Here is a 26,844-nt window from a genome sequence, read left to right on the forward strand (position 1 = left end):
CGCACGGACTTCGGGTTCTGCTTCCCAGGCAGCTCAAGGTCGCTTTCCTACCTGAAGGTCACGGGAGTAGCCGGGCCAGGAGTGCGCCTGGGTCCTGCCTTTCGATCTCTTGGAGGATCCCGGCCAGGCCGTCCGGTCCGAGGCGGGAGCGGAGTGTCTCCTCGCACTGCCGGCGGACGGGGGCGAGTTCGGGGGTGCCGCGCTGGGGATGGCCGACAGCGCGCCAGTGCACCAGCCCTGCCGCGTAGGCGTACGCCGCCTTCTTCTCTTCCCCTTGTCGGGCGGTCGCGGCGGCGAGGAGGTCCAAGCCGAGGGCGACGCCGAAGCTGTCGCCGATCTTCCGCTTCGAGCGGAGCATCGTCTGGGCCCGCTCAGCGGCCACGTCCGCCCGCTCTTGGAGGAGTGCGATCAGGGCGAGCTGGTACTCGGTGTATGAGCGGGTCCAGTACTCGCCGATCAGGGCGCACTTCTCGCGGAGCGAGGCGGCCTTCGTTTCGGCTGTGCCCAGGTCGCCGCTGCCGGTGAGCGCGAAGACTGCCACCAGTCGGCAGAACAGGCGGCCCTGGGAGTAGAACGGGTCATGGGGAGCCGCGTCCAGGGCTCTTCGGACGGTGTCGTGCGCGAGCTGGGGGTTACCGTCCATCAGGTGAACCAGCCCACCCAGATAGGCCGCCCGCAACGCCCCCTCGGAGTCGAGGACGGGGTCGGCCGCCGCACTGCACGTGTCGGCCAGGGCGAGTGCACCGTGGTGGTCGCCCTGGAGCAGCAGGGTCACGCCCAAGGCCCACAGGGCCTGGGCATGGGCCGCTCCGACCGGCTGCGGTGTCCGGTCCAGGCAGCGCTCCAGGTAGTCGCGGGCTTCCTGCAGGTGCCCGGTGCACGCCCAGAAGAACCCCAGCCGTCCCGCCAGCCCCAGAGCCCGGTCCGGGGAGGAGGCCAGGAGGTGGTCCAGGGCTGCGCACAGCTCAAGGTGGGCGGCCTCCACGCTGGCGTAGGCGTCGACTTGACCCGGCCCCAGCCAGTCCTCCTCAGCTTGGGCGGTCACCGCGGCGAAATGGGCGGCGTGCCGGTCCGCGAGCTCGTTGCCCTCACCCAGTTCCGTGAGCCACATCAGGCCGTACTCACGCAGTGGCTCCAGCAGCCGCCACCGCTCCCCGACCCGCGTCAGCACCGACTTGTGGGCCAGGCCCTCCAGGAGCCCGGCCACCTCATCGACCGGGAGTACGCCATCCGCACAGACCGCCTGGGCAGAGTCTGGGGCGAAGGGCTGACGAAACACGGTCAGGCGCGCCCACAACAGCCGCTCCTTCGGACTGCACAACTCATGACTCCACCCCATGGCCGTCCACAGACTCCGATGACGCGCAGGCTGCACGGGCTCCCGCGTGCGCAGCAGGGCTGCACCAGCCCGGGCCCGCAGCCGACCGGCGAGAGCCTGAGGGGACGTGTGGGCCAGTTGGGCGGCGGCGAGCTCCAAGGCCAGCGGCAGACCGTCCAGGAGCCGGCAGATCTCCGCCGCCGCGGCCTGCTCCTCTTCACCGTCCCAGAATGAGCCCACGGCCACCGCCCGCTCGCGCAGCAGCTGCACGGCCTCCGCCTGGGGCAGGGGCTCAAGGTGAAGAACGTGCTCACCCGGGATGCCGAGGGGCTCACGGCTGGTGACCACAACCTGCAGCCCCGAACAGGCGGTCAGAAGGTCCCCGACCACACTGCGCACGGGGCCTGTCAGGTGCTCACACGAGTCCAGTACCAGCAGTATCCGGCGCTCGGCCATCCACTCACAGAGCCCTGCCAGCGGCTCGCGGTGCTGGTGGTCGGAGAATCCCACCGCATCCGCGATGACTGCAACCAGCCGCCTCTTGTCCTGCAACGGCCACAGGTGGGCCCAGGCGATCAGAACGTCCTCGCCCACACCGCGGCCGATCACGTCCAGGGTGAGACGCGACTTTCCCACACCGCCGACGCCGGCCACGGTCGTCAGCCGCCGCTGGGTGAGCGCGGTCACCAGCGCCGCGCTCTCGGGCGCACGGCCTATGAAATTCGATGCCGCTTCAGGAAGCTCGGAGATCATCACAGCATTCTCGGCCGCGCCCCACGGCCCGTGCACGGAAATGAGCAGACAGGGCCGTAATACGAGGGTGCGCGTGGGCCGATCCACGCTGCCGTGCGTCCTTCGCCGGCGCATCGTGCACCCGGCGCCGGCTCGGTTCTGATCATGCGCGCCGCCGACAACGCCGGCCGGCTCGCCACGGCGGGCCGGAACCGTCGCCATGCCCCGGTCCCAGGGGCTCCGCCGCGGAGAGGCATCCGGTGTCGAAGAGGGTGCTAGACGCGTCCCTGGTCGCGGATTCCTCGAGCCTTCGCACGCGAGTTGGTCACCATCCACAGGCCACCCAAGATGACCGCCCCGGCCATCCACAGAAACACGATCGCACCGGTGCACCTGGTCGGTTCCTTTCCGGGGTTGGGGAGGGGTGGTGAGGGAGCGGGAGCGGTGGTTCTACTGGTGCCGCTCGTGCCGGCAGCCCTTGTACGCGACGAGTACGGCGACGGATTCGTCGTTGCGGGAGTGGGAGATCGACCACCAGAAGCCCGGGTCCTGCATCCGCGGCCATGCTCTGCCCCTGACGGGTCTTGCCGTGCGTCCGGAGGACCTGCCGGCTGCCCCGCAGGTCTTGCGGCACAACGCCCCATAGCGTCCGGCCGGCCCGGGTTCGACTTCGACTTCGGGCTGGGTCTTGACCTCGGGCTCGGCCTCGATCTCGCTCTGACCTTGGGTTGCGCAGTCTGGATGCACGGGTTTTGTGGTGGGTTGGCTCACGGGATATGCGCGGTGGCGGGGGTCTGCTAGCCGTCTGACCTGTGTGAATGGGTGCGGCGGTGGCACCGGATGGGCGTCATCGCGGCCGGGTGGGCGATCCCTGCTCATGGAACCCAGCGATAGTGCTCATGGCTGCCATGAGGTGACCAAGCTGCTGCCGTTAGGCGCCTATCGCGAGGACGGCTGGCTGCCATGAACGTGCCTGTTCACACCCGCCCGCCCCAACCACCCAGGCCTGCGCCTGATGGGCACCGTGTTGCTGGGGTGTCGTTCGGTTGGTGAAGGTCGCTGTCGTTTTCCGGTGCGGGTTGGTCGTCGTGCGTGTAGGGCGTGGCGGTCGTGTTGCTGTTGCCATTCCTGCCAGCGATGCGGGAACGGTGCGCCGGGCAAGTGGGCTCGCTAGCTCTGTGGTTGAGCGGAGTCGTTGTTGCGGGTCGCGTATCGTCCTGATCTGTGCCGACAGCTGAGTTGGGGGGCCTGCCGTTCGGAAGCAGGAAGGCCCCGTGGTGGCAGTGGTTCGGCATCCGTGTCCGCCTGTGCAAAGGATTCCGCATGTCCCGCATACGCCTTCTTGCCGTCCCTGTCGTCGTCCTGGCCGCCGCGCTGGGCGCGCTCATGATTCAGCCCGCTCCGGCCGCCCCGGACGCCTCGGCCGAGGCCATGACCAAGGCGGAGTACGCCAAGGTCAAGCTCGGCGGCAGCATCACCGCCCTGCACACCGCCGCGGGCAAGGGCGCCTGCAAGCTGGTCTTCACCCACCGCGAGGACGGGCACGTCTCCAAGACCTACGACTGCAAGGGCGACAAGCTCGACAGCATGGGCTCCTTCATCTTCACCGACGGCAGGCTCGGGGAGAAGTCGCACCGGGGCCTGGATGGCCTCACGTCCAACGGCAAGATGACCAAGGCCAAGTTCGACGAGACCAAGAAGCGCCAGACCCTCGCCCAGCTGACCGCCGTCACGGGCAAGGGTGTGTGCGTTCTCGTCAGCGGGTTCGAGGCCAAGAGCTACAAGGAAGACACCTACATCTGTACTCAGACCAGCAGCTCCGGTCAGGCGAAGTTCAGGATGAAGGACGGCGAGCTCTCCACGCGGAGCCAGTACCGCCTCGTGTGACCGAACCGCGGCCCAGGGCGCGCCTGTGCCCGGGGACGCGCACCGCGGGTGGGGCCGGTTGCTATTGGCCAAGCTGGCCGGTGGTCGCGGAACTACCACCATCCCGGAGCCAGCAGCTGTCCGCGCCGTACGGAGAAGCCGCGTACGGCCGGGTCGTCCATGGGCCGGAGCTCCCCGGCTGTGGTCCGCCACGGCAGCTGGGCTATGCCGCCGTAGGGTTCCATGAATCGCACGCTCACTTGACGCGGATGCACCCCACCCCCTCTGTCGATCCAAGGCAAGGCCGCAGGCAGTCCGCCTTCCCCTTCAGTGCAGGACGGGCGGGCCTATCTGAGTACCTGACGCTGTCGCGAATCTTGGCGCGTGTCTCTGTTCCGGATCCGTTGGGTGGGCATTCGTCAGTGGCGCCTTGGGGCGCCTGACGCTGTTCCGTGGAGGTCAGGGATCATGTCCGTGGCACTGGTGTGAAACGGGGGACGGGCATGAGGGCAGTTGGCGACTTCGCACGGCTTCTGGGGGCGCCGGTGCGGAGCGGCGAAGGAGAGCTGATCGAGGCAATCGCCCGGGACTGGTCGGTTGCGTTCCCTGCGGACTTCGTGGAGGTAGCTGGCGCGTATGGGGACACGTCGATCTCGGAGTACATCTACTTCTGCGGAGCACGCACTCTGAGGGAGTACGCCGACGGGATGGGACGGCTCCTGGAGGAGTCGCGCAGGGTCCCGCACCTTGTGCTCCCGACCTCCGGCGGTGCCCTGGTTTGGGGGAACACGATCGAAGGTGACCAGCTCTTCCTCGTGCCGCACGACGACGGCTCCTGGACTGTGTCCGCCTTCCGGCGAGCGTGGGCAGACTGGCACGACACCACCCTGGGGTTCAGCGACTGGTTCCACCAGGCTCTCGCCGGCGAGATCGGGACAGACTGGCTGCCGGAGTGGAACCCGGGAATCCACCCGCTGGAACTCACGTAGCTGCTGCCTGCCCCTTTCAGGAACCCAGTCAGCCGTGCGGGTGGGTGGCGACGTGCCAAGACCTTGGGCGGGGGATGCGCTGCCAGTCGAGGAAGTCCTGCAGGGCGGTCGGGGTGCGGGGTTGACTCTCTGGCGCGGGTGGAAGGTGGGCTGCGATACGTTCGAGGTTCACCGCGATCGCGGTCAGCACATGCTGGACGTGAGCCTTTTCTTCACTGCGGTAGCGGCACTGGCGCATGCCGTGACCGTTGACGAACTCGTTGATGGTGCTCTCGATGCCAGCTCGCAGCGAGTACCGCGACAACCATTCCGGGGTCTGCTGCTCAGTTCGTGACTCGGACTGGAGATCGTGGAGTTCGCGAGGAAGGAAGGTTAGCGCCCCAAGATCGCCCTTGGTGCAGGCCGTCTTGATCGGGCACGAGCCGCAGTCGCTCTTGGCGAACATGACCTGGATGTAGGGAGTGACGGACGGCGGTGTCACCCACCGCTGGTTCTTCGTGCCCTGAGGGCAGGTGACCTGCTTGGCGTCCCAGCCGATGACGAAGGCGTCGCGGTGGAAGACGTTGCCCTTGTGAGACAGGCGGGTGGTCCTGGCCCGAACCGGGCCGACCAGGCCAACGCCAAAGTCGCGGGCAACATGCTGCTTGAGTGCAACGGAGGTGTAGCCCTGGTCGACGAAGTGCTCGGCCGGCAACAGCTCACGCTGGTCCAGCTGCGCCAGGATCACCGGCAGGGACCTGGAGTCATGTACCGCGGCCTTGGTGGTGGTCACGTGAGTGATCACGTTCACCGCATCGTGGTCGCAGGTCTCGGTGACGTGTGCCAGGAAACCTTTCCAGCGGGTCTCACCGCGGCGCGCGAAGCGGGCGGCAGTGTCGTAGGGCGAGACAATGGCGACGGCGGAGGGCGGCAGCCCGGCCGTGTCCGCCCCGGCGCCGCGAAATTCGGCGGCGCCGGGGGGTGTTGGTGTAAGCGAGTGCGCGAATCTTGGCGTGCACCCTTTCGCCGGAGGTCAGGAGCCCGCGCCGGCCGGTGTGAGCTTCGCGATGTCGATGACCTCAGAATCCGCCGGGGGCGCGGTGTCGATGGGGGTGTCGAACGCCGAGTAGGCGATCTCTCCGGCCACGCCCCCGCCCACCAGGGCCTTGAGAAGGTGGGGAGTGCCCTCGGTGGCGATCCAGTAGGTCTCTTCCTGGCCTTGCTCGGTCTCCGCAGAGACCGCGACCACCGCCCTGCCGTCGATCAGGGAGGTCCCGGACTCCCTGGCCTTGACCGCGTTCGCGCCGACCCTCGTCAACGGGGTGACCTGGTCACAGGCGGACGACATCTGGCGAGCCTGCGGGTTGCTCGTGGGAATGCGCACCCAGTGCGCGGCGAACGCGCCGACCACCGCGTTCTCCTGCTTCTTCGAGGCCTTCTTCTGCGCGGCGACGCTCCGCCAGAACTCGGCATCCCCCTTGACGTGGACGACCTCGGCCGTCTTGATGATGCTGAGCGACCCGGTGCCCACCATCTGCACGGTGCCCCGGCAGTTGCCCTTCTTATCGACGGCCAGGTCCATCTTGACCGACGTGCCCGCCGCCACCGGCGTTCCGTCCGCGGTCTTTCCGCCCGCCGTGCTGGACAGCGTGCCCGTGACGTGAAACGACTGGAGCGCGTCCATGGCCGCGCCGGACTTGGCGAGGATCTGGTCGACCGACAGGGTATCCAGCGCGGCGGACGGCGTCGCCGTCGGTGTCGAGGCGCCGCTCGCGCTCTCCGCGTCGGGCCCGCAGGCCGTCATGGCGAGCAGGACCGTGGTGCCAAGTGCCATCGTGGCGATCGTTCGCGCGTGCATGTGTCCCCCGGGGATGTCGTGGGCGACCGACGATATCCGCAGGACCAAGAGGTGCCGCACCGGTCGGCCTCGGTGGCTCTGTGCACAAGCGGCCAGGCTCAAGGACCGGATCAGATCACCACCCTCGAACAGCAGATCGCCGACCTGGAACTCAAGCTCTTGGAACGCGACGACGACCCTGCCATCGCCCTCGCCGCCAACCACGAGCTCATGACCCAACTCAACCGCGACCCTGCTCGGCGGGCGGTGCGGGCGTCGGCCGCTGCCAGGTCGGCATGGGGGGAGGCGCGGCTGTTCGGTGTGTTGAGGCCGCCGATCGCGGACCTCGCTGACCAGCGGGTGAAAGGCTGGCGGAGCTTGGCCGGGCGGGTGGTGGCCGTCTGGATGACGAAGTCCTCGTCGTCAGTGCTGAGCAGGCGGGGACGACCTCCCGCCCACTGAGGGTCCAGGCAGGCCAGGCCGATCTCGTTGAACCGGTGGATCACGTCGCGGACGATGTCTTCGTCGGCCTGGACCAGCTGAGCGATCACCGGGACGCGGTTCCCGCCGGCCGAAGCCAGCAGCATCATCGCGCGCCGATAGCGCACCGAACTCGTGCTGCCTCGGCGCACGATCTGCTGCCGCCGCCGCTGTCCCTACTGGTCGGTCAGTCAGCGCACACGGACAGGCTCGGCCACCGCACCTCCACCGCTCGGATCGGACGTCATCCCGCATCCAACCGCCCAGGACCACCAACCCGGCGAACCTATGGGGTCACAGCACTAGATCGGCTGGCTCCTCGGCGATGACCCGTTGGCGGTGCCGTGGGAAGTCGTCCGTGTTGCCTCGTGCGCCTCGGCGAGGGCTTGCTGTCGGATGTCTCCGAACAACTGGATCGTGGTGGCGCCCAGGGTGTCGTCTCTGCCGACGGTCCGAGCATCCCCTGTGCGGGAGTAGAGGGCCGGGATGGATTCCTTGGAGAACGGGGGTGGGGTCGGTTCGCCTGGCAGGACGAGGGTGACCCCGCCGTACCGCTTCACCCCGCCTTCACGGACGACCATCACCGCGTCGATGGCGAGGTCGGTCAGGAAGTTGCTCGCGAGCCCGTCCAGGTCGCGGACCAGCGCCGGGACGGCCGTCACCCCCTGGCTTCGCAGCAGTTTCTTGACCTCGGCCTCGAACCTGTGCGCACCGACCATGGCACTGAACTTGGGCGACTGGCTACGCCTGGGGGCATGCACAATGCGCCCCTTGGCGTCGTAGTTGACACCGTTCAGGCCCCTGAACGTCGGACTGTGGTTGTACCACTTGATACCCACCTGGACTTCGACGTCGAGCGAAGAGACAAGGTCCGCGGGAACCAGCTTGGTCCGCCCCTGCTCAGCCGCCCTTCTTCTGCATCCGGCGACGATCTCCGTCAGGACCGTCCGCACCACCGACGCGGCCGCGCAGGCGGCCGGCCGGGAGACGTGCATGGAGGTCACGTCCCTGAACACCCTCCGGACGAGAGAAGGTGTGAACGGCAAGGCGACTGAGGCCGACACGGGCGTGGGACTGCTCTCGGAACGTATGGGCTGTGCAGGCATCGGAAGAAACACTCCCCGTTGTCGGACTGTTCGAAGGCACACCCAGGGCAGACGGACGGCCGAGGTCCGGTCCCGGCACGTCCTACTCCTTGGGCGGTCCTCAGGTGCAGGCCAAAGCCTCGCATCCGTCACTGACACCAGCCCGGTTGGCTCCTGCCCCGGGTGCTCGGGCGGCCCTGCGGTCCGGTAGGAAACCGCTGTGCGGTCCATGACCTTCAGCGCTTATAGTCTGCACCCTCAAGGGGAGGGAATCAGCAGGTGAGAAGCATACGAGGGCTAGTCGCCGCGTCGACTGTGGCCACCACCGTGGTCTTGACGGCCGGCTGCTCGCAGACGGCGCAGTCCACGAACGTAAGCGCAACGCGCCCCGTTCCGTACGCGGCGGTCGGTGAACTGCCGGAGTCGCTGGCCGCGGACGGCACGACGATCGTGGTGGGCGACCCGGCCGCGGCCACCACGGTCCGCCTGTACGAGGACCCGCGCTGCCCCATCGTGGACGAGTTCGAGGCGAGCGGAGCACCGGCGCTCCGCGCGATGACGCTGCGCCGCGAGGCGAAGACCGAGTACACGCTCGCCTCCTTCAGGGACGACCGAGTGGGTGGCGACGGCTCGAAGAAGGCTGTCAACGCGCTGCGCGCAGCGCTGGACGCCGGCCTGTTCGCCGAGTACCACACAGTGCTGATGGAGAACATGGCCCAAAGCGAGCGCGCGGGCGGGTACACCAACAACTCGCTGCTGGTCCTGGCCGACCAGGTCCCCGGCCTGCGCAGCCAGGCGTTCGATTCCGCGGTCGCGACGATGAAGTACAGCGACTTCGTGACCGCGTCCGAGAAGACGTACGAGGCGGCCGGCGGCGACGACCCGCGAGGGCCCGGCACTCCCACGGTCGCCATCAACGGGACCCAGATCACCGGCACCCGGTACGCATGGCTCTTCGAGGAGAGGTCGTTCGGCAAGCTCCTGAAGTCCGCGCGCGGCTAGTGCTGTGACCGGAAGGTTCACCGGGTTGGTCGGGATCTGCTTCAGGGCGACGGCGGACGTGGCTCCTGGTCCCGACCTTGCCACCGGACACTTGCTTGAACTCGGTGGCGCATCCGGGACCCGGGGGCGGGATGCTGGGCGGTGACCACCCAGACCCCTGGTCATGTCAGTGCCCCGACTGGCGGCCCGTCCGGATCGGCGGCAGCGATGACCACGACTGCCTCCCACGCGACTTTCCGTGCGTCGGTAACGATCAGCCCGACTACGTCGGGAATCGTGACCTCGTCGGCTGTGCTCGGTCCCATCCAGCTCATGTAACCCCCTGAGTGCAGCATCGCGCCGATCTCCGGCAGAGGAATGATCTTGGCCCAACCCGGTGAACGTATGCGGTCACAGCACTAAAGGTTGTTGCAGAAGCGTGGGCATGGGCGGGCTTGTATGTTGGCTGACCTGCTGTTTCACCGGGCCATGGCGAGGTTGTGCATGGTTGCGACGGCCTGGACGGCGTGGTGGAGGCTGTCGCCTTTCTGTCGGCAGTCGCGGAGGATCTTCCAGTTCTTCATGCGGGCGAAGGTGTGCTCGACGCGGGCGCGGACCCGTCGGTGTTCGGCGTTGTCCTCCTCCTGGCCGCGCAGGAGGGGCCGTCCGGCTCGTCTGCGGTGCGGGACGATGAGCCCTGTCCCGAGATAGGCGCCGTCCGCGATGACGGTCGTCCCGGCCGCCGTCGCCGGCAGGTCCGATTCCCGCCAGACGTGGGCGTCGGCCTTGTTGCCGGGCGCCGGCCGCGCGCTTGCGACGACCAGGCGGCTGTCCGCGTCGATGATGACCTGCACATTCGCGGAGAAGCGGTAGTTGCGGGACGAGGTGGCGACGGTGCGGTCTCGGACGGGGATCAAGGTGCCGTCCACGATCCACAACCGGTCCACGTCGGCGACGGGCCGCGGGGCCAGCTCCAGCGCCAGGAGCGGACCCAGCCTGTTGATCACCCGGCAGACGGTGGCCGGGGAGATCCCGAAGAGCGGGGCGAGCTGGCGCATCGTGAGATTGGTTCGGTAGTAAACGGCCACCAGCAGCACCCGGTCCGGCAGTGGCAGGCACCATGGACGGCCTCCACCTGGGCCGTTTCCGCCCCGCTCCCGCACCACCTTCACGAGCTTCGCGAAACGGTCCATCCGTAGACCAGTGAACGTCTCCACCCACACCGACTCAGCCCGCAACACCCCACCCATACAAGAGGAATGCCCCATCCCAGACGTTCTGCAACAACCTTTAGAGCCTGTCTCTTTGACCGGTGGCTGGGTTGGCTAGTCTGTTGCGATGACGGACAGTGAGTTGGTTGTTGACCTGCGTGGTCGGCAGATCGAGACACTCAACGATTTCTGGGACGCGGTGAGGGCCGCTACGCGTTGCCGGGGATGTCGCGGACAGCGTGCACTCCAAGCCGAGGTACCTCGTAGTGGAGGCGCAGGCCCGGATTCCGCTCCGGGGCGAGCCAGCCGTATGCCCGCAGGGCCCGCTCGCTGCCGAGTACGGTCGTGGGCAGGTTGAGGAGGCCCTCATCGGACTCGGTCGTGATCCTGAGCGGCAGCGGAGCGTTCTCGGGTCGGTCGCCCAGCTGCCACCCTGCACCGAGGAGTTCCGTCTCCGCGCCGCCTTCTGTGCAGACCTCCAGGGAGCTGAACAGACCGCTTGGTCCTCGTACCACGCCCGGGTGCCAGACGGTCCTGCCCTGTTCCCGATAGAGCACCTCGGGTTCGACCGCGAAGGCCAGTCGGCGTCCGGTCTGGGCCTCACCGATGAAGTTGATCATCTGTAGGCCCAGTGGGCGTACCCAGAACTGCAGGTAGGCATCGTCCATTCGGACATCGCCGAACTGTCCAGTCGCCCGGTAACGTCGTGCTTCACGTTCCACGTTGTGAAACGGCACGAGGAATCCCGGGCTGTCCGGCCCGCGGAGAGTCATCCCGGCCGGGCCCAACGGGTCGAACTCCTCCCACTCGGTACCCTCGATCCGCCCCTCCGGTGCGTCCACGACAAGGGTCAGGACCGAACCGGCGGGCCCGCGCACCAGCCCGGTGTGCCAGATGCAGATCCCGTCCGCCTCGTGAAGAACCTCCGGGTTCAGCAAGATGTCCGGCGGGGGCGGTGCATCAGAGCTCACGGTTTCTCTCCGATTCAGGGTGAGATGTCGCAGTCGAGAGCCTTCTCGCCGGAGAAGACCGTGGGGAACTGGATGCCTCGTGCGTACGGTTTGACCTGGATGCGGTAGACCCGCTTCGTAGTGGTGCCACATGGGGCATCGCGGAACACCCGTGACACGCGGGTGGAGTCCTCGCTGAACGGCGTTCTGATTTCCTTGCCCTCGTTCGGGAACACGACGCAGAGCGTGCCGGGGCAGGTGCTTTGCAACTGTAGGAGCATCCACTGGGGTTTGGAGTTTCCCTCGCAGGTCTGCTCTGCCCCCCATTCCAGCTTGCCTGCGACCTTCCGGGGCCCGGTGAAGCGACCTACGCAGTAGTCGGAGAAGGGATTCGCGGCGCGGCTCCCATTCTCCCAGTGAAGGATCCAGCTTCCGTCCTCCTTCACTGTCACCTGCGGCTCTCCGCCGTCCGCCGCAGTGGCGTCCATCGCCGTGACTCCGAGCAGAAGTGCTCCCGCCGCAATGATTGCGGTGTAGCGCGCGATCTTCATGCAACCTCCCGAACGAACATCAAGCGCACAGAACCCTACTCTCCGTGACATTAGCTCCGCGGCATTCCGTACCGTCCGCTGTGTCGTACCTCGCCAGCCCAGGGGCGAAGCAACCGCAAGCCCGCGTACGCCGCCACGGACCACCCCGAAGGGACATCGAGCGGCCCTGAAACGTCGAAGATCCCGCCCGATCTTCGGAGCAGGCCTCCGCCGCAACCTTTAGAGCGGTACCGCATCAGTAGGAGAGTTCGGCTGCTTGAAGTCACCCGAGGACGGCTCCGTGGTGGCAGATGACCGTGAATGCTGCTGCTTCGTTGATCGGGTGCCGGAGGCGTGAGTGGCGATCGGTGTCCGACTGGGCCCCGCTGCTGGATCCGGCTTCATGACCTGCGCGCTCGTCAGGCCCCGGCCGCCAACTCGGCGGCCGGGGCGATGGGGTCAGTTCGTGGTGCAGCGGCCGCAGGTGACGGGCCGTCCGGTGGCCAGCAGTGGCTGAAGCTGCCCGGTGGTGGCGTCGTTCATGCAGCATATGGCTGCGCTCTGCCGGTCCGGAGCGGCTGCGGGGGCGCGGCGTACGGCTCTGCAGCGGGGCGGGCGCCGGGCGGGGGGGAGAGCGGCAGCGCCGGCCGGACGTCGCGCTGTTTCCGGGCCGGGCGGGGCCCGGGGGTTTGTGGTCGGCCGTCACGGCGGCCGGGGACGCCTTCGCGGCCGGTCCGGGGGCGGAGTGCACGGTGACGCACCCCGGGACCGCGAGCAGCACGGCGAGGAGCAGGGGCAAGGACCAGCCCCAGCAGACCCGACCCGCCGAGCACACGGTGACCCGACCATGAGCCCCACACCCGCAGCCCCCGTCATCGACACCCACGTGATCCTGCGCGACGGCGACATGATCCGGCTGTCCCAGCGCGCCGGACCGTACGGCCACGGGCGCTGGCACGCCCCCTCCGGCAAGCTCGACTAAGTCAGACGATGTTGTTGTAGTGGTGCGATATGTCGAAGAGGTTGCTGCTCTCGCGCGTGGCAAACGGGGCTTGGCTGTTGCCGGTGCCGCGGTATCGCCAAGGGGTGCCGGTCTGGTCGATGGCGAGCAGGTCGGGTTTGCCGTCGATGTTGCTGTCTCCCAGGCCGATCAGCTGGGTGTAGATGTTCCAGCCGCCACCGACCCTGGTCCGGTTGGCGTACGGGGCCTTCCAGTCCCCGGTGCCTTTGTAGAGCCACAAGGAGCCGTCGCGGTCGCGTGCTACGAGGTCTGCCCTGCCGTCGCCGGAGAAGTCTCCGGTTCCGGTCAGCTGGGTGTAGATGTTCCAGCCGCTGCCGATCCGGGTGCGGGTGGCGAAGGTGCCCTTGCCGGTGCCCTGGTAGAGCCACAGCACCCCCGCGCTGTCGCGTGCCACGAGGTCGCCCGCGGAGCCGCCTGCGATGTTGCCGACCGCGGTGATCTGGTTGTAGATGTTCCAGCCACCACCAAGCTTCGCCCGGTCGGTGCCGTACAACATCGGGTTCTTCGGATACTGGGCGGTGTCGACCCGCCACAGCACACCAGCGCTGTCACGGCCCAGTAGGTCCGGCGATCCGTTGTTGGTGTAGTCGTGGGGTGCGGGCTGGCGCGTGAGCTTGAAGGTGCCGCTCACATTGAGTGTCGGCCCGAGCCCGTTGTACGGCTTGGCGGTGATCTGCCAGGTGTAATTGCCGTTGGGGGCCGAGCCGGTGCTGGTCCACCCCGTCCAGTCGATGCGGATCCGCCCGTTGTAGTCCATCCGGACAGGCTCGGTGGTGTTGTCGGAGGGGTTCAGGTGCGACGTGTCGGAGGCACCTGTCGTGGTGTTGCGGAGGGTGAGGGTCACGTCCGCGTTGGGGCGCGACAGCTGCCACCTCGCCTTCCACGGCGCTTTGTCAAGAGTGGCCACCGCGGGTACGTCGGAGCTCACGAGTGTGATCCCCAGCGGCTGGCCGGTGCCGGCGACCAGCTTCGCCACCGGCGCTCCGTCAGGACCAGGGGCAACCCGGTAGACGCCTTCGCCCTGGGCGAGGGTCCCGCCCATCACCAGCAGTGCGCCGTCGGGGGTGGGTGCGAGCGAGGTGGCGTGGTCCAGGATCTTGCGGCTGGCGCCCCCGCCGACCGGTACCGCCCGGAAGGAGAAATCGTCTTCGCTGTCGCTTTCCGACAGCGATGTCCTGGATCCGAACAGAGCCCAGCTCCCGGTCAGTCCCACCATGGGTTCGAATCCGCGCTGGTGCGTGTCGATCTGCGTCACCTTGCCGGTGGCACGGTTCTTTACGCGCAACTGCGAGGTGGCCGGCAACATCGGGTCTTGCAGGGTGGCGAGGTACTTCGGGGACAGCGCGGCGTTCGCCCAGGTCGAGGGGGCGAGCTTCGAAGGTGTTGCGACGCCGGAGGCGAGGTCGACCACCGCGTAGTACCAATCGGTCTCCGCGCCCGTGAGGCGGTTGTAGTCCAGCACCAACTGACCGGGGGCTGTGGAGGCTATGCCCACCGTTCGCGTGTCACGGGGAAGTCCGGTGACCGTCCGCTCGGTCTGCACACCGTTCACGATGCTGAGCAGGTGCAGTTCGCTGGAGTCGGCGTTCTGCCCACCTGTCCAGGGGTTGGTCACCACTGTCGAACCGACGGCGCCCATGAAATGGCGGTACTTGCCCAGCGCCACGGTGGAAACCGCTCCGGTGGACATGTCGTGCAGTTCCACCCGGTGGTCGGCTTCGCCGACCTCGCCGTGTTCCAGTGCCACCACATCGGACACCGACCCGTGGACCTCGACCATCCGCACCTGCGAAAGGCCACGGCCCAGCTTGGTGACCGAACCGTCGGCGTACCGAGTCCACAGCAGATCGTAGGCGGGAGTCGAGGAGAGGAAGCCCGTCGCGCCGGCCATGACTACTTCCGACCCCCGAGGCAGCGCAGCAGAAGCGGTCGTCTGGGCGCCAGCGTCCGCGCGAGCCGTCCCGGTCCCGGGATCCGCGACCGCAGGCAGGGCGAAGGGTCCGGCAAGGGTGGCCATGGCGAGAGCCACCGTCCCGGCGAGAGCCTTGCGGGATGAGTTGCTGTGCGGCACGTGACCTCCTGGACGGGCTGCTGCGCGAGGTGCGAGCAGACGCAGCGACCGAGGAGGGCTGTGCAGGAACACCGACACCGGAGTGTGAACTCTCCGGAGGTCCCCCACGTTCGAATTCTCGCGGATCTTAGCAGCGCCCATCGTCACTGTGACGGCCGGGTCCGGTCTGGTCCCGGCGGCGGACGCGGGGCCGGGGCTGTGGTCGCGGGCGGTGGTCGAGGCGGCCGACGCGGAGTGGGTGCGCGCGGCGCTGCGGGGTCCGGTCGGTGCCGCTATGGCGGCGGACCGGCTCACGGAGGTGCTGGGGAGCCCGCTCCCGGCTTGCCGGCCGAGGGTGACCGCTGCGGCGGTTGGTCACCTGGCCAAGGCGGGGCTTCTGGTCCGCCTCGGCGGCGAGATGGAGTTCCCCGAGGTGCACCCGGAGCAGGTGGCCGCCCTCGCCCGCCGCCGGGACCTGCCCGCCCTGCTCGACCGCCACGTCCCCCTCGGCCCGGATCAGAGCGCGGTTCGCCTCGGCGTCCGCCGGACGGATTTCGCCCATGTGGTCCGCCTCGGCTGGATCGCCGAGGTTGCCCGGGTGTGGGTGGACTGGGGGAAGGCGAACGGCGGGGCTGTGGAAGTACCGCTCTACTCGGCCCGCCAGGTAGCCCTGCTCCCGGTGGTACGGCCCGAGGTGGACTGGGCGGCGATCCGCCGGACCGCCCCGGGCCGGCGTTCCCTCCTCGTCGCCCTGACCCCGGCCGCCCCGGGGCAGGACGGGGTGTCCCTGGACGATGTCGCCCGGATCGCCGGAGTACGGCGCGCGTCGGTCACCTCCTGGCGCCGTACCCTGCCGGGCGCACGGCCCCCGACGGCCGGCACCCGCACGCGCCCGCTGTTCGACCGCAGCGCGGTCGCGGACTGGCTCCTGACCCACGGCAAACTCACCATCCTGACCACCGCTTTGGAGAGCTGAGATGTACATCGAGGACCCCGAGATCCACATGTACGACTGCCCAGGAACCCTGCCCGGAGGCGGCTGCGAGGAGTGCAAGGGCTGGGAGGGCCGCACCTTCGCGGACATCCGGGCCGAACTCGCTGGCACCCCCGCGACGGCTACCGTGCCCGCCCCGCGCAGTGCCTCCCCTGCGCTGGAGGCGGCCCGCGCTCCCCACCACGCCGACCACTGCGAACGCCTCGTCTACGAGGGCGGCACCTGCACGTGCCACGGCGTGGACGACTACGACCGGGAACCGGCGAACATGATCGACCTGGAAGACGGCGTCCACTCCTGGTGGTGACCCCGGCCCCGCCAAGCTAGGTCGTCTCTTTCGGATCTTGTCGGCCTTGTCCGCGTCGTCCGGTGCCGGGCGGCGCGGACCTCGGCAAGATCCGATAGAGACGGTCTAGGGCCGGGTGGCGGTGCGGGCTCTGCTGTTGAGGCGCTCACCAGATTCGATTCCGACGGCAGCTCGGCCTGAAGTGCCCCTCCAGGGTGTGCTGGTCGGGTTGTGTTACTTGGTGAGGATGTCGTGGGCGGCAACCATGCGGTGGAAGAAGTATTCCAACGCGCCGCTGAAGGCTTCCTTCGACTCGAGTGCTGCCGGGTTCAGCTCTGCGACGCACTCGAGGCCGAGGTCCCCTTTGGCGAACGACGGCTGACCGACCGCGAACAGATCGGACGGGTCCCTCAACTGCAGTTCCAGCAACGCGGTGCCGTGCTGTCCGACGATCTGCTCGCTGTACTCGGTCAAGGTGGACCAGAGGCGGACGGTCCCGTTGGCGTCGGTGATATTGATGGCGGGGCGGCCCTCCACATGGATGGTGGTCGTGGAGTGGCTGTCGAGCGCGCTGTCCGCTAGATCATCGAGGCCGAGGTCGTGCAGGGCGCCCTTGAGCAGGTCGGCAAGGTTGTAACTCATGGGGCACCCTCCTGTGCGCGGGAGCGGGAAGCACCACTGCTGAGCCCCCTCTCTCCGCGTCTGCCTGAGCTGACCCGGCGATCTTGGCAAGATCCACAACGGCGGCACAAGAGTGTCTCCGGCCACTCCAGGCCTGTACCCGTCGCTTCTCGTGGCCGTAGCCGTCACGGATCTCAGTCGTGGCCCCGGTCTCCGAAGTGATGGTCCGCATGCGGGGACGGTTGATCGGCAGGACGTCTTTGAGTACGCCCTTGACCGGGTTGGGCCGGTTGTCGTAGGTGAAGTCGACCGGATCCAGCTTGAGATCGGTGCCGTTCTTGCCGGTGCGGGTGATCGACTTGAGGACCATGGTCCGGTCGCTCGGGTCGTTGATATCGACCGGTGGCCCGTACGCAGAATCAAGGGCGTAGCCGTCGACATCGGTGTAGGCGTCCGGCTCGGCCGCGGTGGACCACACCTGCGTGGTGATGTTCACCAGGCGCTTGCGGGCGAAGAACGAGGGACCCATGGACTTGCAGTCCGTGGCCGTGCTGGCGCAGATGGTGTCGAAGGGTACGTCGGGCCAGTTGTCTGCACTGTCCTCGTTGAGAGCCGAGCAGTCGGAGTCGCAGCGCTCCTCATAGGTGAACGCGACCCGGCCGGAAGCTATACCTGAGAAGAGTGCGTCGGAGCGCTGCCCGTACTTGATCTCCTTGAGGTAGCCACCGCGCGTGTAGTCGGTCAGAGCCGTCTTCACGCCGTTCTTCGCGTAGTAGTTGGCTTCCTTCGCATACCAGTATGTGGAGGCGTTGCCCCGCAGGTCCTGGACCAGGTCGAGGTTCCAGCGCCACGCCTGGCGAACGGAACGTCCAGAGAAACTGCTGCCTTTCTTGTAGCCCGGCTCGTCCTCATCGTCACCGTAGACGGGGACGGTCCAGACCGAGTTCGTCTCCGTGTCGGCAGGCGCGCCTGGGAGCTTGTTGAGGCCGAAGGTGTAGGTGGTACCGGCGCTGGTGACCACCTTCCAGAACTCGCCGTCGCTGTCCTTCGGGTCGGTGCTGGTGTCGCCGTCGTCCGTGCTGCCTGCGCCCCGTCCGCGGACGACCTTCGTGCCGTCGTCTGTTCCGAGGGCTGCCGCGGTGCGCGGGGTGTGTTCCTGTGGCTGGGCCGGCCCGGAACGCCGTCTGGACTGGGAGGTGATCGCAGGCCGGGATCTGGCCGAGGCCGGGGATGACCAGGCGGACGCCTGCGACCGGGACTGGTACGCGCACACCGACCAGGTTGAGGCGACCAGCGTCCCCCTTCCTGAGACCATCACCGCGCTGCTGGCCCAGTTGGAGGAGGAGATCGACAAGCTGACCAAGACGTCCCCGGTCGCCGCGGTACGGGCGGCCCGCCGCTTGGAGGTCACCGCGGAGCGGGTCGGCTACTGGGCTGCCCGCGGCGTCGCCAACGACCTCGACACGAAGCAGGCCGCCGCCCAACTCGGCCTCAACGAGGACGCCACGCGCAGGCTGCTGGCACGCCTCGGACGCTGGAGCCCGTACCGCTGACCACGGCCGGGCCGCTCGGCGGGAGGGTTGACGGTCCGTCCGGACCGACGTGCGAAGGAAGACCCGGACGAGCCCCACCAATCAGCCTCCCAGCACAGCGCCCCCGTACGCTGCGGCCACGCTGCTCCAGGAAGCAGGTCCCGTTCCGCGGCCTACAGTGCGCTCTCGACAGGACCCGCCGGAGCCCTGACCACAGCAGCCTGCCGCCGCCCTCGACTCGCAGGCGACGGTTGTGCGACGTATGCGACATGAGCGCGCTCACGGCCACCTAGAGCAGCCCTCGGCCCGCCGACGGGTGTTCTGGGGGGTGGCAGGAGCTCTACGACGTCCGTGTCGCCGTATGCCACACCGGGCACGGTGTCCACGCCGGACACCCGGATCGTGTCACCCGCCGGCCCCCGTTCGGCGAGATTCGGTGAACGGCGATCAGCCCATGCTCCATCCCGCCGGCCTGTGGCCGGATGGGCGCGGAGGCATCCGGACATCGGACACCCCGACGGGCTGTGCCCCACTTGTCACGAATCGGCAACACTGAAGACGGCTGGGTCCGGTAGCCGATCAGATAGGGCCCTTCGCGACGATCCTCGGGGGGACCATGAACTTTCGTGCTGCCGCAGCCGCCGCCCTACTTCTCTCGATCACGGCCTGCACCACAGAGATCGGTACCCGGGCGGCAGAGCCGTCCCCCACAGCGAGCGCCCCGCCCATCACCAGCTCCGCCGCCACCCCCCGCAGCGCGACCATCACGCCGGCGTGCCGCTCCAAGGTCTCCGCCATGCTCCTCGAAGGCCTGGCGGGCGAGCCCCTGCCGACCGTCCGCCCGGAGGAGTGCAGCGGACTGAATGACGCGCAGTGGGTGGAGCTGGCCGCCGAGCAGTCGAGAAGACTTGCCGAGGTATCCGGCGGGACCGCAGGCTCCGCCGCGACGGCACCCGCGGAGGAACCAGCCGTCACCCAGGTCACTTTCAAGGTGTGGGGGAAGGCGCCGTCCGGCACGACGATCACCTACGGCAGCGACAGCCAGAACCTCGAAGGCAGCGGCCTGCCTATGACCCGCACCCTCAAGTTCAAGGCCGACGCGCTGTACTACCACCTCACCGCTCAACTCCAGGGCGGCGGCGACATCCACTGCTCTGTCACTCTCGGCAGCCAAACCAAGGAAGGGCAGGCCCGGGGCGGGTACAACATCTGCTCGGCGCAGATCAACCTTCTCTGAGGAGCTACTGGCACGTCGAAGCCCCCGATCCACCAAGGACGGGGGACTTCGTCGTGCTCTACTCCGAGTTCGGGTGCAGCGCCCGTACGACCCGGGTCGGACATCAGCTCCGATGGAGCCCGCCGGCGGCCTACTGCTGCTCAGTCTCGGCCGCGCGGACGAACTGCCGGATCTGCGATCGCGGTCCGCTACCCCTCGGGACGCCGGGCAGCCTGAGCCCGACCGAACTTCACGCGCCTGAACGCCCTCGTGGCGGACACCGGTCGTGGCGTCGGGGCCGTATCAGGCATACCGCTGACGCCGCGATGCCCGTTGAGGTAAAGCGCCTGTCCAGCCCCGTCCGAAGCCGTGCGATGTGGTCCCGGCCAGGTACGACGTCCGACCGCTTCAGATCCTGCGAGCCGACCTTGATGCAACCTGAAGGCCAGGGATCCTCCGGCGGGCCCTGTTCGGCCCGGTCGCTACGCTGCGGGGATGGATCATCCCGCCAGGCAGTACTACAACCCGGAGATCACGGCGACCGAGGAGCGTGACCTGCTGCGGCGGAACTATCTGCTGATTCAAACGCTTCAGGCCTCGCTGGGGCTTGTCGGACCGGATGTTCTCGCCATCGCCGTCGAGCCTCGGCCGGAAGAGGTCGTCCTCCACTTCGCCGTCGCCGCGCTCACCGCTGAGGTGGAGGAAGATGTCGAAGACATCGTCTTCGAGCTCACGGTGTTCCTCGCAGGTGGTCCGGAGCAGCGCTCGAAGATCACCACCGAACTCCACGTCGGTGATCCGCATGCGACCTGGCACAGCTCCCGCTACGCGGTGCTCTACCGCGCCAAGATCGTGACTGAGGCGGAGTAGCCGAACTCCGCAGGCAAGCGACTCATGTCCCTCTCGACGTTCACCCCTGCCCAGTGGATTTACTCCCGGGCTGGAGCTCCTTCGTCGCTCCTTCGCACGTCAGGTGGAGGCGTTGAGGATGTGGCGGATGATGGCCGCGGCTTCGCCGGGGTGGTGGTGGAGCCAGACGGCGAGGTGCTTGCGGACGACTTCTTGGACGTAGGCGTCCGCTTCGGGATTGCTGAGTTTGGTTCTCGTGGCGCCCTCGAAGACAGGGCGGGCGAGCTTTAGGGCGACGATCGCGGTCAGGCCCTCGTGGATGGCTTCGCCCGTGATGTCCTCGTCGTCCGCGCACAGAAGCTGTTGACGGCGCGCGTAGTCGTTGACGAGGTCCGTGAGTGCGGTGCGGAAGCCCTGTTCGTGTACGCCGCCTTCATGGGTGCGGGTGCTGTTCGCGAAGGAGCGGAACTCTCCCGGCGACCAGGTGTTCCACTGCATGGCGACCTGCACGGAGATCGTCTTGTCCTGGTTCTCCGACTCGAAGGCGATGGCGGGGGAGTGGACGAGGCTCGGGGGGTAGGGGTTGAGGTGGGCGACGTAGGCCCGTAGGCCGTCCGTGTGGTGGTAGCGGGCCGGTCGCTCCGGCCGTTCGTCGGTGAGTGAGATGGCCAGGCCGTCGTTGAGGAAGGACAGTTCCTGGAGGCGCTGCGACAGCGTGGCGAACGAGTACTGGGTGGTCTCGAAGATGCCGGTGTCGGGCATGAAGGTAATCGTGGTCCCGTGATTGCCCGTCTCTTCGTGCCTCGTCAGGGGAGTGAGCGGGGTGCCCTTCTCGTACTCCTGGGTCCAGCGGTGGCCGTTTCGGTGGACTTCGACCGTGAGCCGGCTCGACAGCGCGTTGACCACGCACAGGCCCAGGCCGCTGATGCCGCCGCAGACTATGTAGCCGCTGTGGGGCTTGGAGCCGAAGGACAGCTCCGTCAGCTCGCGTTCGAGGACCGACATGCCGGTGGTCTCCTCCACCTGGACGGGCAGGCCCCGCCCGTTGTCCGCGACGCGAATGCCGCCGTCCGCGGTGATCGTGACGTCGATGGTGTCGGCGTGGCCGGCAAGGTGCTCGTCGACGGCATACGTGACGGCCTCGAACACCATCTGGTGCAGACCGCGTTCGCTGGTCGAGCCGATGTACATGCCGGGGCGCCTTCGTATCGCCTCGCGGCCCTCAAGCACCTGGATGTGACTGGCGTTGTACTCATTCACGTTCGCGGGCTGACTGGGGTTACCGGACTTGGTCATGAAACACCCTCCCTGGGCCGTCCTGAGCATGTGTGTGACCGAATGTCGCCGAAGCAGCCGAAGCTGCTTCCAAGTCGTCGCCGGTGCATGCCCATCCTAGATATCTGAGGGTAAATCCGCAGGTCAGACCCTATGTAGTGAGGTCTCAGGCGGCCGCGTCCACGGCTTTGCTGCAGCCGTATCCCTGGGGGGCCGCTGCTGGGAGCGGACCGGCACGAAGGTCCCGCCAGAGGCGCGCTGGGGCCGTTCTCGGCTGGGCCTGAGGTGCCCTTTTCATCGGATCTCCGGCCCGCCATCAGCTGCAGTAATGCGCCCAAGTCCGTGCCGAGCTCGGCGAGGGCGGCGAGCTGGTCGACGGTGATTCTGTCGCGTCGGTTCTTGGTGTTGGAAACCCACACGCCCAGCTTCACGACCACCGGTTCAGCCTCACCCTCGACCGTGATCTCCTCGCTGTGGGCCCTGGGCACCGGTCGGTGGACGCCTTCCCGCTCCACCCACTGCGTGAGGGCTGTCAGGCCGCGGTGGAATGCCTGGTCGCCGACCTTGCTGGGCTTCTTCGCCGTGCGCGGCGCTGCGGGCTACGGGGCTGGGTGCCTTGGTCTGCTGAGTGCGGTGTCGGGTGTGCGGGCGGGGCTGCATTCGACGATCTCGCGTGCGGCCCGCAGCCTATTGGGGTGATCGCCGATGAGTCTGGTGGTGATCAGGATGGCGCGGATGATGGGGATGCCTTGGTCCTTCAGGTGCTGCTGGACGGTGTCCATGTCGGTCCCTGCCGTGAGAAGGTCTCGGCATTCCTCGATGTGGTCGGCGATCTGCTGTGCCTGCTCGTTGGACAGTCCGCTGACGGATGCAAGGAGTTCTTCTGTGGTGGGCGTGGGCATGCCGGGATCCTTTCAAGGGATCCCTGCCAGCCCAATCCAGTTTTCGCGACCCTTTTGCTACTTGGCCCAGTTCACGCCCAGTCGACGCCGAGTTCCCGGAGAGAGCTCAGTTGGTCCTGGGTGAGTTTGTCGCGCCGGGTCTTGGTGTTGGAGACCCAGACGCCGAGCTTCACGATCACCGGCTGCGCCTCGCCGTCGACGGTGATCTTCTCGCCGTGGGCCCTGGGGACTGGCCGGTGGGCGCCTTCCCGCTCGACCCACTGCGTGAGGGCTGCCAGGCCCCGCTGGAATGCCTGCTGCGCCTTGCTCGGCCCCTTCGCCCCGCGGCTGTCCGCGGTGGCGGGAGAGGGCGTCTGGTCGGGCTGTACGCCGAGCTTGGTCAGCCGTGTCTGCTGTTCGGGCAGGAGCCGAGTCCAGGTGGCCGGCTGTTTTTGCTGCTGGAGCCATTTGCCGACGTCGTCGCCTTCGAAGACGATGCCCGGGGCGATGTCGGGCAGCTGCCCGTCGGCGTCGACCAGGTCGGCGAGCACGCGGTAGTGCCGTTGCCAGTTCAGGGGCCAGGGGCAGTCCCAGTCTTTGTCGATCGCGGTCAGCTGTGCTGCGCGGGTCGTTGCGGTGTCTTCGTTCTTGCCGAGACCGTTCTTGGTGCCCTTGCGGCGGAGGTTGGCCATGTGTTGCCCGATGGGGACCATCGCCTCGCCCTCGCCCCAGACCGCGTCCTGACGGGGCGCGAGGTGTCCGGTGGCCCGTCGGTAGGAGCGGAGCTCGGCGAGCTTGGCTTCCCACGCTTCCTCGCCCGGTTCCCAGACCATCCCGGCCTCGGGGGCGTCGAGGAGAGTCTTGCGCCGGTCCTCCAGTTCCCCGGCCCGCAGGGCCTTGCGCTGCTGGTGCACCCACCGTCCGAGTGGGAAGTCCTTCGTGACGCCGACCTCGACCTCGGCGTCGTAGGGAACGGCGTAGACGCCGGCGATCTGGTTCTCGGTCCGCCAGCGGAGCAGGGCCTGGTACCCCTCGAGCCAGACGAGGGACTCGGGCCGGTAGACCCGGGTGCGCAGGAACGCGGCGATGGTGGCCGCGTCGCGTGGGCTGGAGAAGTGGAGCAGCGCGGACTCGGCTGCGGCGTCGGTGCCGTACTCCTGGTCCTCCCCTTCGTTCCCGCCGCCGGCACCGACGATCCGTCCGTCCTCGTCCCGCCGGACGTGGACCTTGCTCCGTCCGCTGGTGAGGGCGCGGGAGGCTAGCTGCTCGACGAGGCGTTCGTCGTGCGAGCGCAGGCCCTGGAGCACAGCGACGAGGGGCTTGTAGCTGGCGGAAGCGACCATGTCCTTCGGGTCCTCCCCGGCCTCCAGGAACACCGGCACGATGATGCGGGCGACCTTGGTGGAGCCGTCCTTGTTGAGGCGGAGCGCCCGGCCGATGTTCTGGACGATCTCCACCTGCGAGCCGCGGGTGTCCGCGAAGCACACGGCTTCCACGCCCCGCTCGCCGGTGATGTCCACGCCCTCACCGAGCACGCGAACGCTGGCGAGGAAGGCCCGGTGCACTCGGTGCCCGGTGGCGTCGATGCCGTTGGCGAACTGGCGCAGGACCTCGCGCCGCTCGGACACGAGGTGATCTCCGCACAGCCACGCCGACCAGACCCGGTCCGGCGGGACGTGGCGGCCGGCCTCCAGCTCGTAGAACTCCGCCCCGATCGAGGACTTGGGCAGCTTGGCGGCGGCGGCAGCGGCCAGGTCGGCGTCGGAGGCGTCGTTCATGTACAGCGCGGCGGCGGTCTCGGGCAGCTTGTCCGCGAACGCGCGGGCTTCCTCGACCTTCTGGTGGAACGTCATGACCGTACGCAGGTTGTATGCCGCGGCGTGCTCCAGAAGTGCGGTCTGCAGGAGCGCCAGGCGCCGGCCGCGCCGTGCCTCCTCCGATTCCCCGAGGACGGGTGAGGGGTCGCGGATCTCCAGGACGTCGATCTCGAACCCGGCTAGGATCTCCCGCTCGATCGCCTCCGAGAGCCCCAGTTCTGCGATCCAGGCGCCGTACGTGCCCTCCGGGTCGTCTGTCATCGACGCGATATCCGCTTCTTGGCCGGCGGGGCCCCGCTGGGGGCTGGCCGCGGCGAGGATGCGCGGGGTGGCGGTGAGGTAGAGCCGGAAGGCGGCGGGGATGCGGGTGTTGTCGTGGATGGCCGCCCACGGTCGCCCAAGATCACCGGCGGTTCCGTGTGCCTCATCCACGATGGCGAGGTCGAAGCCGGTCATCCGCTGCCCGTACAGGCGCTCTCCGCCCGTCAGAGCGGCCTCCAGGGGCCCGCGCGTCTTGCGCTGACCCTCGGGTGCGTTGATGTCCTCGCGGTCCACCAGGGAGGCGTACGTGGCGAACACGACGGCTGGCCCGGTCCCGGCCCACAGGGCGAGTTGGATCGGGTTGGTGGTGGTGCGCACGCCCAGTTCGTTGAGCACCGCGTCGTTCTCCAGCGAGCACACCGCGACCATCGGGACCCTGTGGCCCACCAGGCGCCACACCTGGGCGGTCTGCACGAGCAGGTCCAGGGTGGGCACGGTGACGAGGATCCGGCCGTCCGCAAAGGACTCCAGCGCGCACGTGGCGGCCGTGATCGTCTTGCCCGAGCCGGTCGCGGACACGATGGTGCCCCGGGCGCCTTGCGGGGGCACGGATGACCTTGCAGGAAATCCGACCCATTTTCGGAAACTCGACTTCTGGTCGACCTGGTGTTCTCGGAGCTGGATCAAAGGAATTCTCCCGGTTCGGGAAGGACCTGCTCGACGGAAATGATCCGGTAGTCGCTGTCCTGGTAGACGCCGTCGGGCCGGCTGAACATGCGCTGGGCGTGCTCGGTGGCCGCGCCGCCGGAAGCCGCGAAGACGTGGCGGATGAGGGCTTCTTCCGGAGAGGCGGGGGCGCTCGGCAGGGCCGTGATCCGGTAGACGCGGTGTCGTACCACCTGGACCGGCCCGCTGCCGCACTGTTCGTACCGGGCAGCCTCCGCAGCCATACGCTGCACTCGCAGTTCTTCTCTGCGGGCTACTCGAGGGTCCTTGTCCGGGGAGTACACAGCTATCCGCCGGTCCGTCATCACCCGTATGATCCGATCCCATTCGCCCCTCTGGCACGAGGCGATGTCCAACTCGGACGGCTTCCGCGGCTCCTCGGGTGCAGCGAGCGCCCGCTCTTCGCGGTCCTGGGCAGTCCGACGCCGCTCTTCCACCTCGCTCAAAGTGAGGCCGTCGGCCCGTCTGACCACAGAGATCCGCGCCAACTCATCCGGATGGTATTCATAGACAGACACCCATCAACCCGCTTCGCAGATATCCACCGCATGCTACCTCTTTCCGCCAAGGGTACATAGAGGCTCAGTCTGATGCAGCATGTACACTGGAACCCGATACGAACATGAGCCCCGGGAGTCCGAGTGACCGAGTTTCTTGAGAGCCCGTGGACTCCTGCGCATCAGGCGGTCGAGTCGGGTGACCATGCCGAGCTGACTCGCCTCCTCGACGCGGGCGCGGACCTGGAAGAGGTCTGTTGCGGGATGACTCTCTTGCTTCACGCGATTGATGTGGAAGGGGACGGGGCACTGCAGTCCGGCGTGCCGCTCGACTCGGTGCTCACTGCAATCCTCCTGGCCTATGGAGCCGACCCCACCGCAACACCTGACGGTCAGACTCCGCGCGAGCTGGCGATCTCCTACAACCACGACATGGCAGTCAGGCTCCTGGACCGGCATACAGACCTTGCGCCCCCTGCCAGCCGCCCGCGGAGCGGGCTGTGGCCCTGGAGGCGGAGCCGGAAGGACTGAGTGGGAGCGAAGCGGACACTCAACGGGCCAAAGGCCCGGACCCCGTGAAACGGGGTCACCTCCAGCCCCTGCGCCCCTTGCTAGCCGCCCGCGGAGCGGGCTGTGGCCCTGGAGGCGGAGCCGGAAGGACTGAGTGGGAGCGAAGCGGACACTCAACGGGCCAAAGTCCCGGGCCCCGTGAAACGGGGTCACCTCCCGCGCGGAGCGCGGGAGCCCTGGAGCCTGCGGAGCAGGCCGGCCCTGGTGGAGCGCAGCGGAACCAGAGCCAGTCCGGAGCGAAGCGAAGGACTCCGGCCGAAGGCCGGCCATGGCTCGGAGCGAAGCGCAGA

General features: G+C 68.0%; 26 protein-coding genes and 1 pseudogene. 10 read left to right on the plus strand and 17 right to left on the minus strand.

All coding sequences use genetic code 11. From position 1 onward, the window contains the following. Positions 1-58: 58 nt before the first annotated feature. Positions 59-2,071: an ATP-binding protein gene (locus ACWCP2_RS07130; protein WP_450907569.1), complete on the minus strand. Its 2,013-nt coding sequence runs from the start codon at positions 2,069-2,071 to the stop codon at positions 59-61. 1,302 nt (positions 2,072-3,373) lie between these two features. On the opposite strand from ACWCP2_RS07130, the gene ACWCP2_RS07135 reads away from it, so the two are divergent. Further along, positions 3,374-3,937 (plus strand): hypothetical protein, encoded by a 564-nt coding sequence (locus ACWCP2_RS07135; RefSeq protein ID WP_450907570.1) that lies wholly within the window; start codon positions 3,374-3,376, stop codon positions 3,935-3,937. Positions 3,938-4,029: 92 nt separating this feature from the next. Here the strand turns inward: ACWCP2_RS07135 and ACWCP2_RS07140 are convergent, their stop codons facing one another. Continuing rightward, positions 4,030-4,161, minus strand: coding sequence for a hypothetical protein (locus ACWCP2_RS07140; protein ID WP_450907571.1), 132 nt, complete (start codon positions 4,159-4,161; stop codon positions 4,030-4,032). 258 nt (positions 4,162-4,419) lie between these two features. On the opposite strand from ACWCP2_RS07140, the gene ACWCP2_RS07145 reads away from it, so the two are divergent. Then, positions 4,420-4,905 carry a hypothetical protein gene (locus ACWCP2_RS07145; protein ID WP_450907572.1) on the plus strand — a complete coding sequence of 162 codons (486 nt, stop codon included), beginning with the start codon at positions 4,420-4,422 and terminating at the stop codon, positions 4,903-4,905. Between the two features lie 28 nt (positions 4,906-4,933). On the opposite strand, the gene ACWCP2_RS07150 is transcribed toward ACWCP2_RS07145, so the two are convergent. From ACWCP2_RS07150 to ACWCP2_RS07165, 4 genes and pseudogenes are all read right to left on the minus strand, one after another. Continuing rightward, complete coding sequence (locus ACWCP2_RS07150) at positions 4,934-5,818, minus strand: transposase (protein WP_450907602.1); 885 nt, start codon at positions 5,816-5,818, stop codon at positions 4,934-4,936. Between the two features lie 99 nt (positions 5,819-5,917). After that, positions 5,918-6,718: a hypothetical protein gene (locus ACWCP2_RS07155; protein ID WP_450907573.1), complete on the minus strand. Its 801-nt coding sequence runs from the start codon at positions 6,716-6,718 to the stop codon at positions 5,918-5,920. A 311-nt stretch (positions 6,719-7,029) separates the two neighbouring features. Then, positions 7,030-7,392 (minus strand): annotated as a pseudogene (locus ACWCP2_RS07160) (helix-turn-helix domain-containing protein); the annotation flags it as partial. Between the two features lie 111 nt (positions 7,393-7,503). Then, entirely contained in the window at positions 7,504-8,307 is an 804-nt protein-coding gene (locus tag ACWCP2_RS07165) for a hypothetical protein (RefSeq protein WP_450907574.1), read from the minus strand. A 258-nt stretch (positions 8,308-8,565) separates the two neighbouring features. On the opposite strand from ACWCP2_RS07165, the gene ACWCP2_RS07170 reads away from it, so the two are divergent. Continuing rightward, positions 8,566-9,288: a thioredoxin domain-containing protein gene (locus ACWCP2_RS07170; RefSeq protein ID WP_450907575.1), complete on the plus strand. Its 723-nt coding sequence runs from the start codon at positions 8,566-8,568 to the stop codon at positions 9,286-9,288. Between the two features lie 458 nt (positions 9,289-9,746). Here the strand turns inward: ACWCP2_RS07170 and ACWCP2_RS07175 are convergent, their stop codons facing one another. The 3 genes from ACWCP2_RS07175 to ACWCP2_RS07185 form a co-directional block, all read right to left on the minus strand. Beyond that, positions 9,747-10,517, minus strand: a complete 771-nt coding sequence (locus ACWCP2_RS07175; protein ID WP_450907576.1) for a transposase family protein — start codon at positions 10,515-10,517, stop codon at positions 9,747-9,749. Between the two features lie 170 nt (positions 10,518-10,687). Further along, positions 10,688-11,146 carry a hypothetical protein gene (locus ACWCP2_RS07180; RefSeq protein WP_450907577.1) on the minus strand — a complete coding sequence of 153 codons (459 nt, stop codon included), beginning with the start codon at positions 11,144-11,146 and terminating at the stop codon, positions 10,688-10,690. 317 nt (positions 11,147-11,463) lie between these two features. Next, on the minus strand, positions 11,464-11,979 hold the full coding sequence (locus tag ACWCP2_RS07185) for a hypothetical protein (RefSeq protein ID WP_450907578.1): 516 nt from the start codon (positions 11,977-11,979) through the stop codon (positions 11,464-11,466). 826 nt (positions 11,980-12,805) lie between these two features. On the opposite strand from ACWCP2_RS07185, the gene ACWCP2_RS07190 reads away from it, so the two are divergent. Further along, complete coding sequence (locus ACWCP2_RS07190; RefSeq protein WP_450907579.1) at positions 12,806-12,940, plus strand: hypothetical protein; 135 nt, start codon at positions 12,806-12,808, stop codon at positions 12,938-12,940. A gap of 1 nt (position 12,941) precedes the next feature. Here ACWCP2_RS07190 and ACWCP2_RS07195 read toward each other — a convergent pair whose 3' ends face one another. Next, positions 12,942-14,870 (minus strand): FG-GAP repeat domain-containing protein, encoded by a 1,929-nt coding sequence (locus tag ACWCP2_RS07195; protein WP_450907580.1) that lies wholly within the window; start codon positions 14,868-14,870, stop codon positions 12,942-12,944. Between the two features lie 328 nt (positions 14,871-15,198). Here ACWCP2_RS07195 and ACWCP2_RS07200 point away from each other — a divergent pair, with 328 nt between their 5' ends. Further along, positions 15,199-16,005: a hypothetical protein gene (locus ACWCP2_RS07200; RefSeq protein ID WP_450907581.1), complete on the plus strand. Its 807-nt coding sequence runs from the start codon at positions 15,199-15,201 to the stop codon at positions 16,003-16,005. A gap of 1 nt (position 16,006) precedes the next feature. Beyond that, on the plus strand, positions 16,007-16,330 hold the full coding sequence (locus tag ACWCP2_RS07205; protein WP_450907582.1) for a hypothetical protein: 324 nt from the start codon (positions 16,007-16,009) through the stop codon (positions 16,328-16,330). Between the two features lie 213 nt (positions 16,331-16,543). Here the strand turns inward: ACWCP2_RS07205 and ACWCP2_RS07210 are convergent, their stop codons facing one another. Further along, positions 16,544-16,951, minus strand: a complete 408-nt coding sequence (locus tag ACWCP2_RS07210) for an InvB/SpaK family type III secretion system chaperone (protein WP_450907583.1) — start codon at positions 16,949-16,951, stop codon at positions 16,544-16,546. Then, a complete protein-coding gene (locus ACWCP2_RS07215) occupies positions 16,893-17,951 on the minus strand; it encodes a hypothetical protein (RefSeq protein ID WP_450907584.1) in 1,059 nt (352 codons plus the stop codon). The genes ACWCP2_RS07210 and ACWCP2_RS07215 overlap by 59 nt, the downstream gene beginning before the upstream one ends. A 175-nt stretch (positions 17,952-18,126) precedes the next feature. Here ACWCP2_RS07215 and ACWCP2_RS07220 point away from each other — a divergent pair, with 175 nt between their 5' ends. The 3 genes from ACWCP2_RS07220 (at position 18,127) to ACWCP2_RS07230 (ending at position 20,548) form a co-directional block, all read left to right on the plus strand. Further along, the gene (locus tag ACWCP2_RS07220) at positions 18,127-18,483 is read left to right on the plus strand and encodes a hypothetical protein (RefSeq protein ID WP_450907585.1); all 357 of its coding nucleotides are present in this window, start codon (positions 18,127-18,129) and stop codon (positions 18,481-18,483) included. A gap of 595 nt (positions 18,484-19,078) precedes the next feature. Next, positions 19,079-19,699 (plus strand): hypothetical protein, encoded by a 621-nt coding sequence (locus tag ACWCP2_RS07225; protein ID WP_450907586.1) that lies wholly within the window; start codon positions 19,079-19,081, stop codon positions 19,697-19,699. A 474-nt stretch (positions 19,700-20,173) separates the two neighbouring features. Next, a complete protein-coding gene (locus ACWCP2_RS07230; protein ID WP_450907587.1) occupies positions 20,174-20,548 on the plus strand; it encodes a hypothetical protein in 375 nt (124 codons plus the stop codon). Positions 20,549-20,647: 99 nt separating this feature from the next. Here the strand turns inward: ACWCP2_RS07230 and ACWCP2_RS07235 are convergent, their stop codons facing one another. From ACWCP2_RS07235 to ACWCP2_RS07255, 5 genes are all read right to left on the minus strand, one after another. Beyond that, positions 20,648-21,823, minus strand: coding sequence for an ATP-binding protein (locus tag ACWCP2_RS07235; protein WP_450907588.1), 1,176 nt, complete (start codon positions 21,821-21,823; stop codon positions 20,648-20,650). Next, positions 21,820-22,317: a hypothetical protein gene (locus ACWCP2_RS07240; RefSeq protein ID WP_450907589.1), complete on the minus strand. Its 498-nt coding sequence runs from the start codon at positions 22,315-22,317 to the stop codon at positions 21,820-21,822. Before ACWCP2_RS07240 ends, ACWCP2_RS07235 begins: the two co-directional genes overlap by 4 nt. A gap of 84 nt (positions 22,318-22,401) precedes the next feature. Beyond that, on the minus strand, positions 22,402-22,704 hold the full coding sequence (locus ACWCP2_RS07245) for a hypothetical protein (protein ID WP_450907590.1): 303 nt from the start codon (positions 22,702-22,704) through the stop codon (positions 22,402-22,404). A gap of 71 nt (positions 22,705-22,775) precedes the next feature. After that, positions 22,776-25,448, minus strand: coding sequence for a Helicase associated domain protein (locus ACWCP2_RS07250; protein WP_450907591.1), 2,673 nt, complete (start codon positions 25,446-25,448; stop codon positions 22,776-22,778). Then, positions 25,445-25,720 carry a hypothetical protein gene (locus ACWCP2_RS07255; RefSeq protein WP_450907592.1) on the minus strand — a complete coding sequence of 92 codons (276 nt, stop codon included), beginning with the start codon at positions 25,718-25,720 and terminating at the stop codon, positions 25,445-25,447. The genes ACWCP2_RS07250 and ACWCP2_RS07255 overlap by 4 nt, the downstream gene beginning before the upstream one ends. Positions 25,721-26,128: 408 nt before the next feature. Here ACWCP2_RS07255 and ACWCP2_RS07260 point away from each other — a divergent pair, with 408 nt between their 5' ends. Next, positions 26,129-26,515 carry an ankyrin repeat domain-containing protein gene (locus tag ACWCP2_RS07260; RefSeq protein WP_450907593.1) on the plus strand — a complete coding sequence of 129 codons (387 nt, stop codon included), beginning with the start codon at positions 26,129-26,131 and terminating at the stop codon, positions 26,513-26,515. The last annotated feature ends 329 nt before the right edge of the window (positions 26,516-26,844 follow it).

It is taken from the genome of Streptomyces sp. NPDC002104 (genome assembly GCF_053593795.1).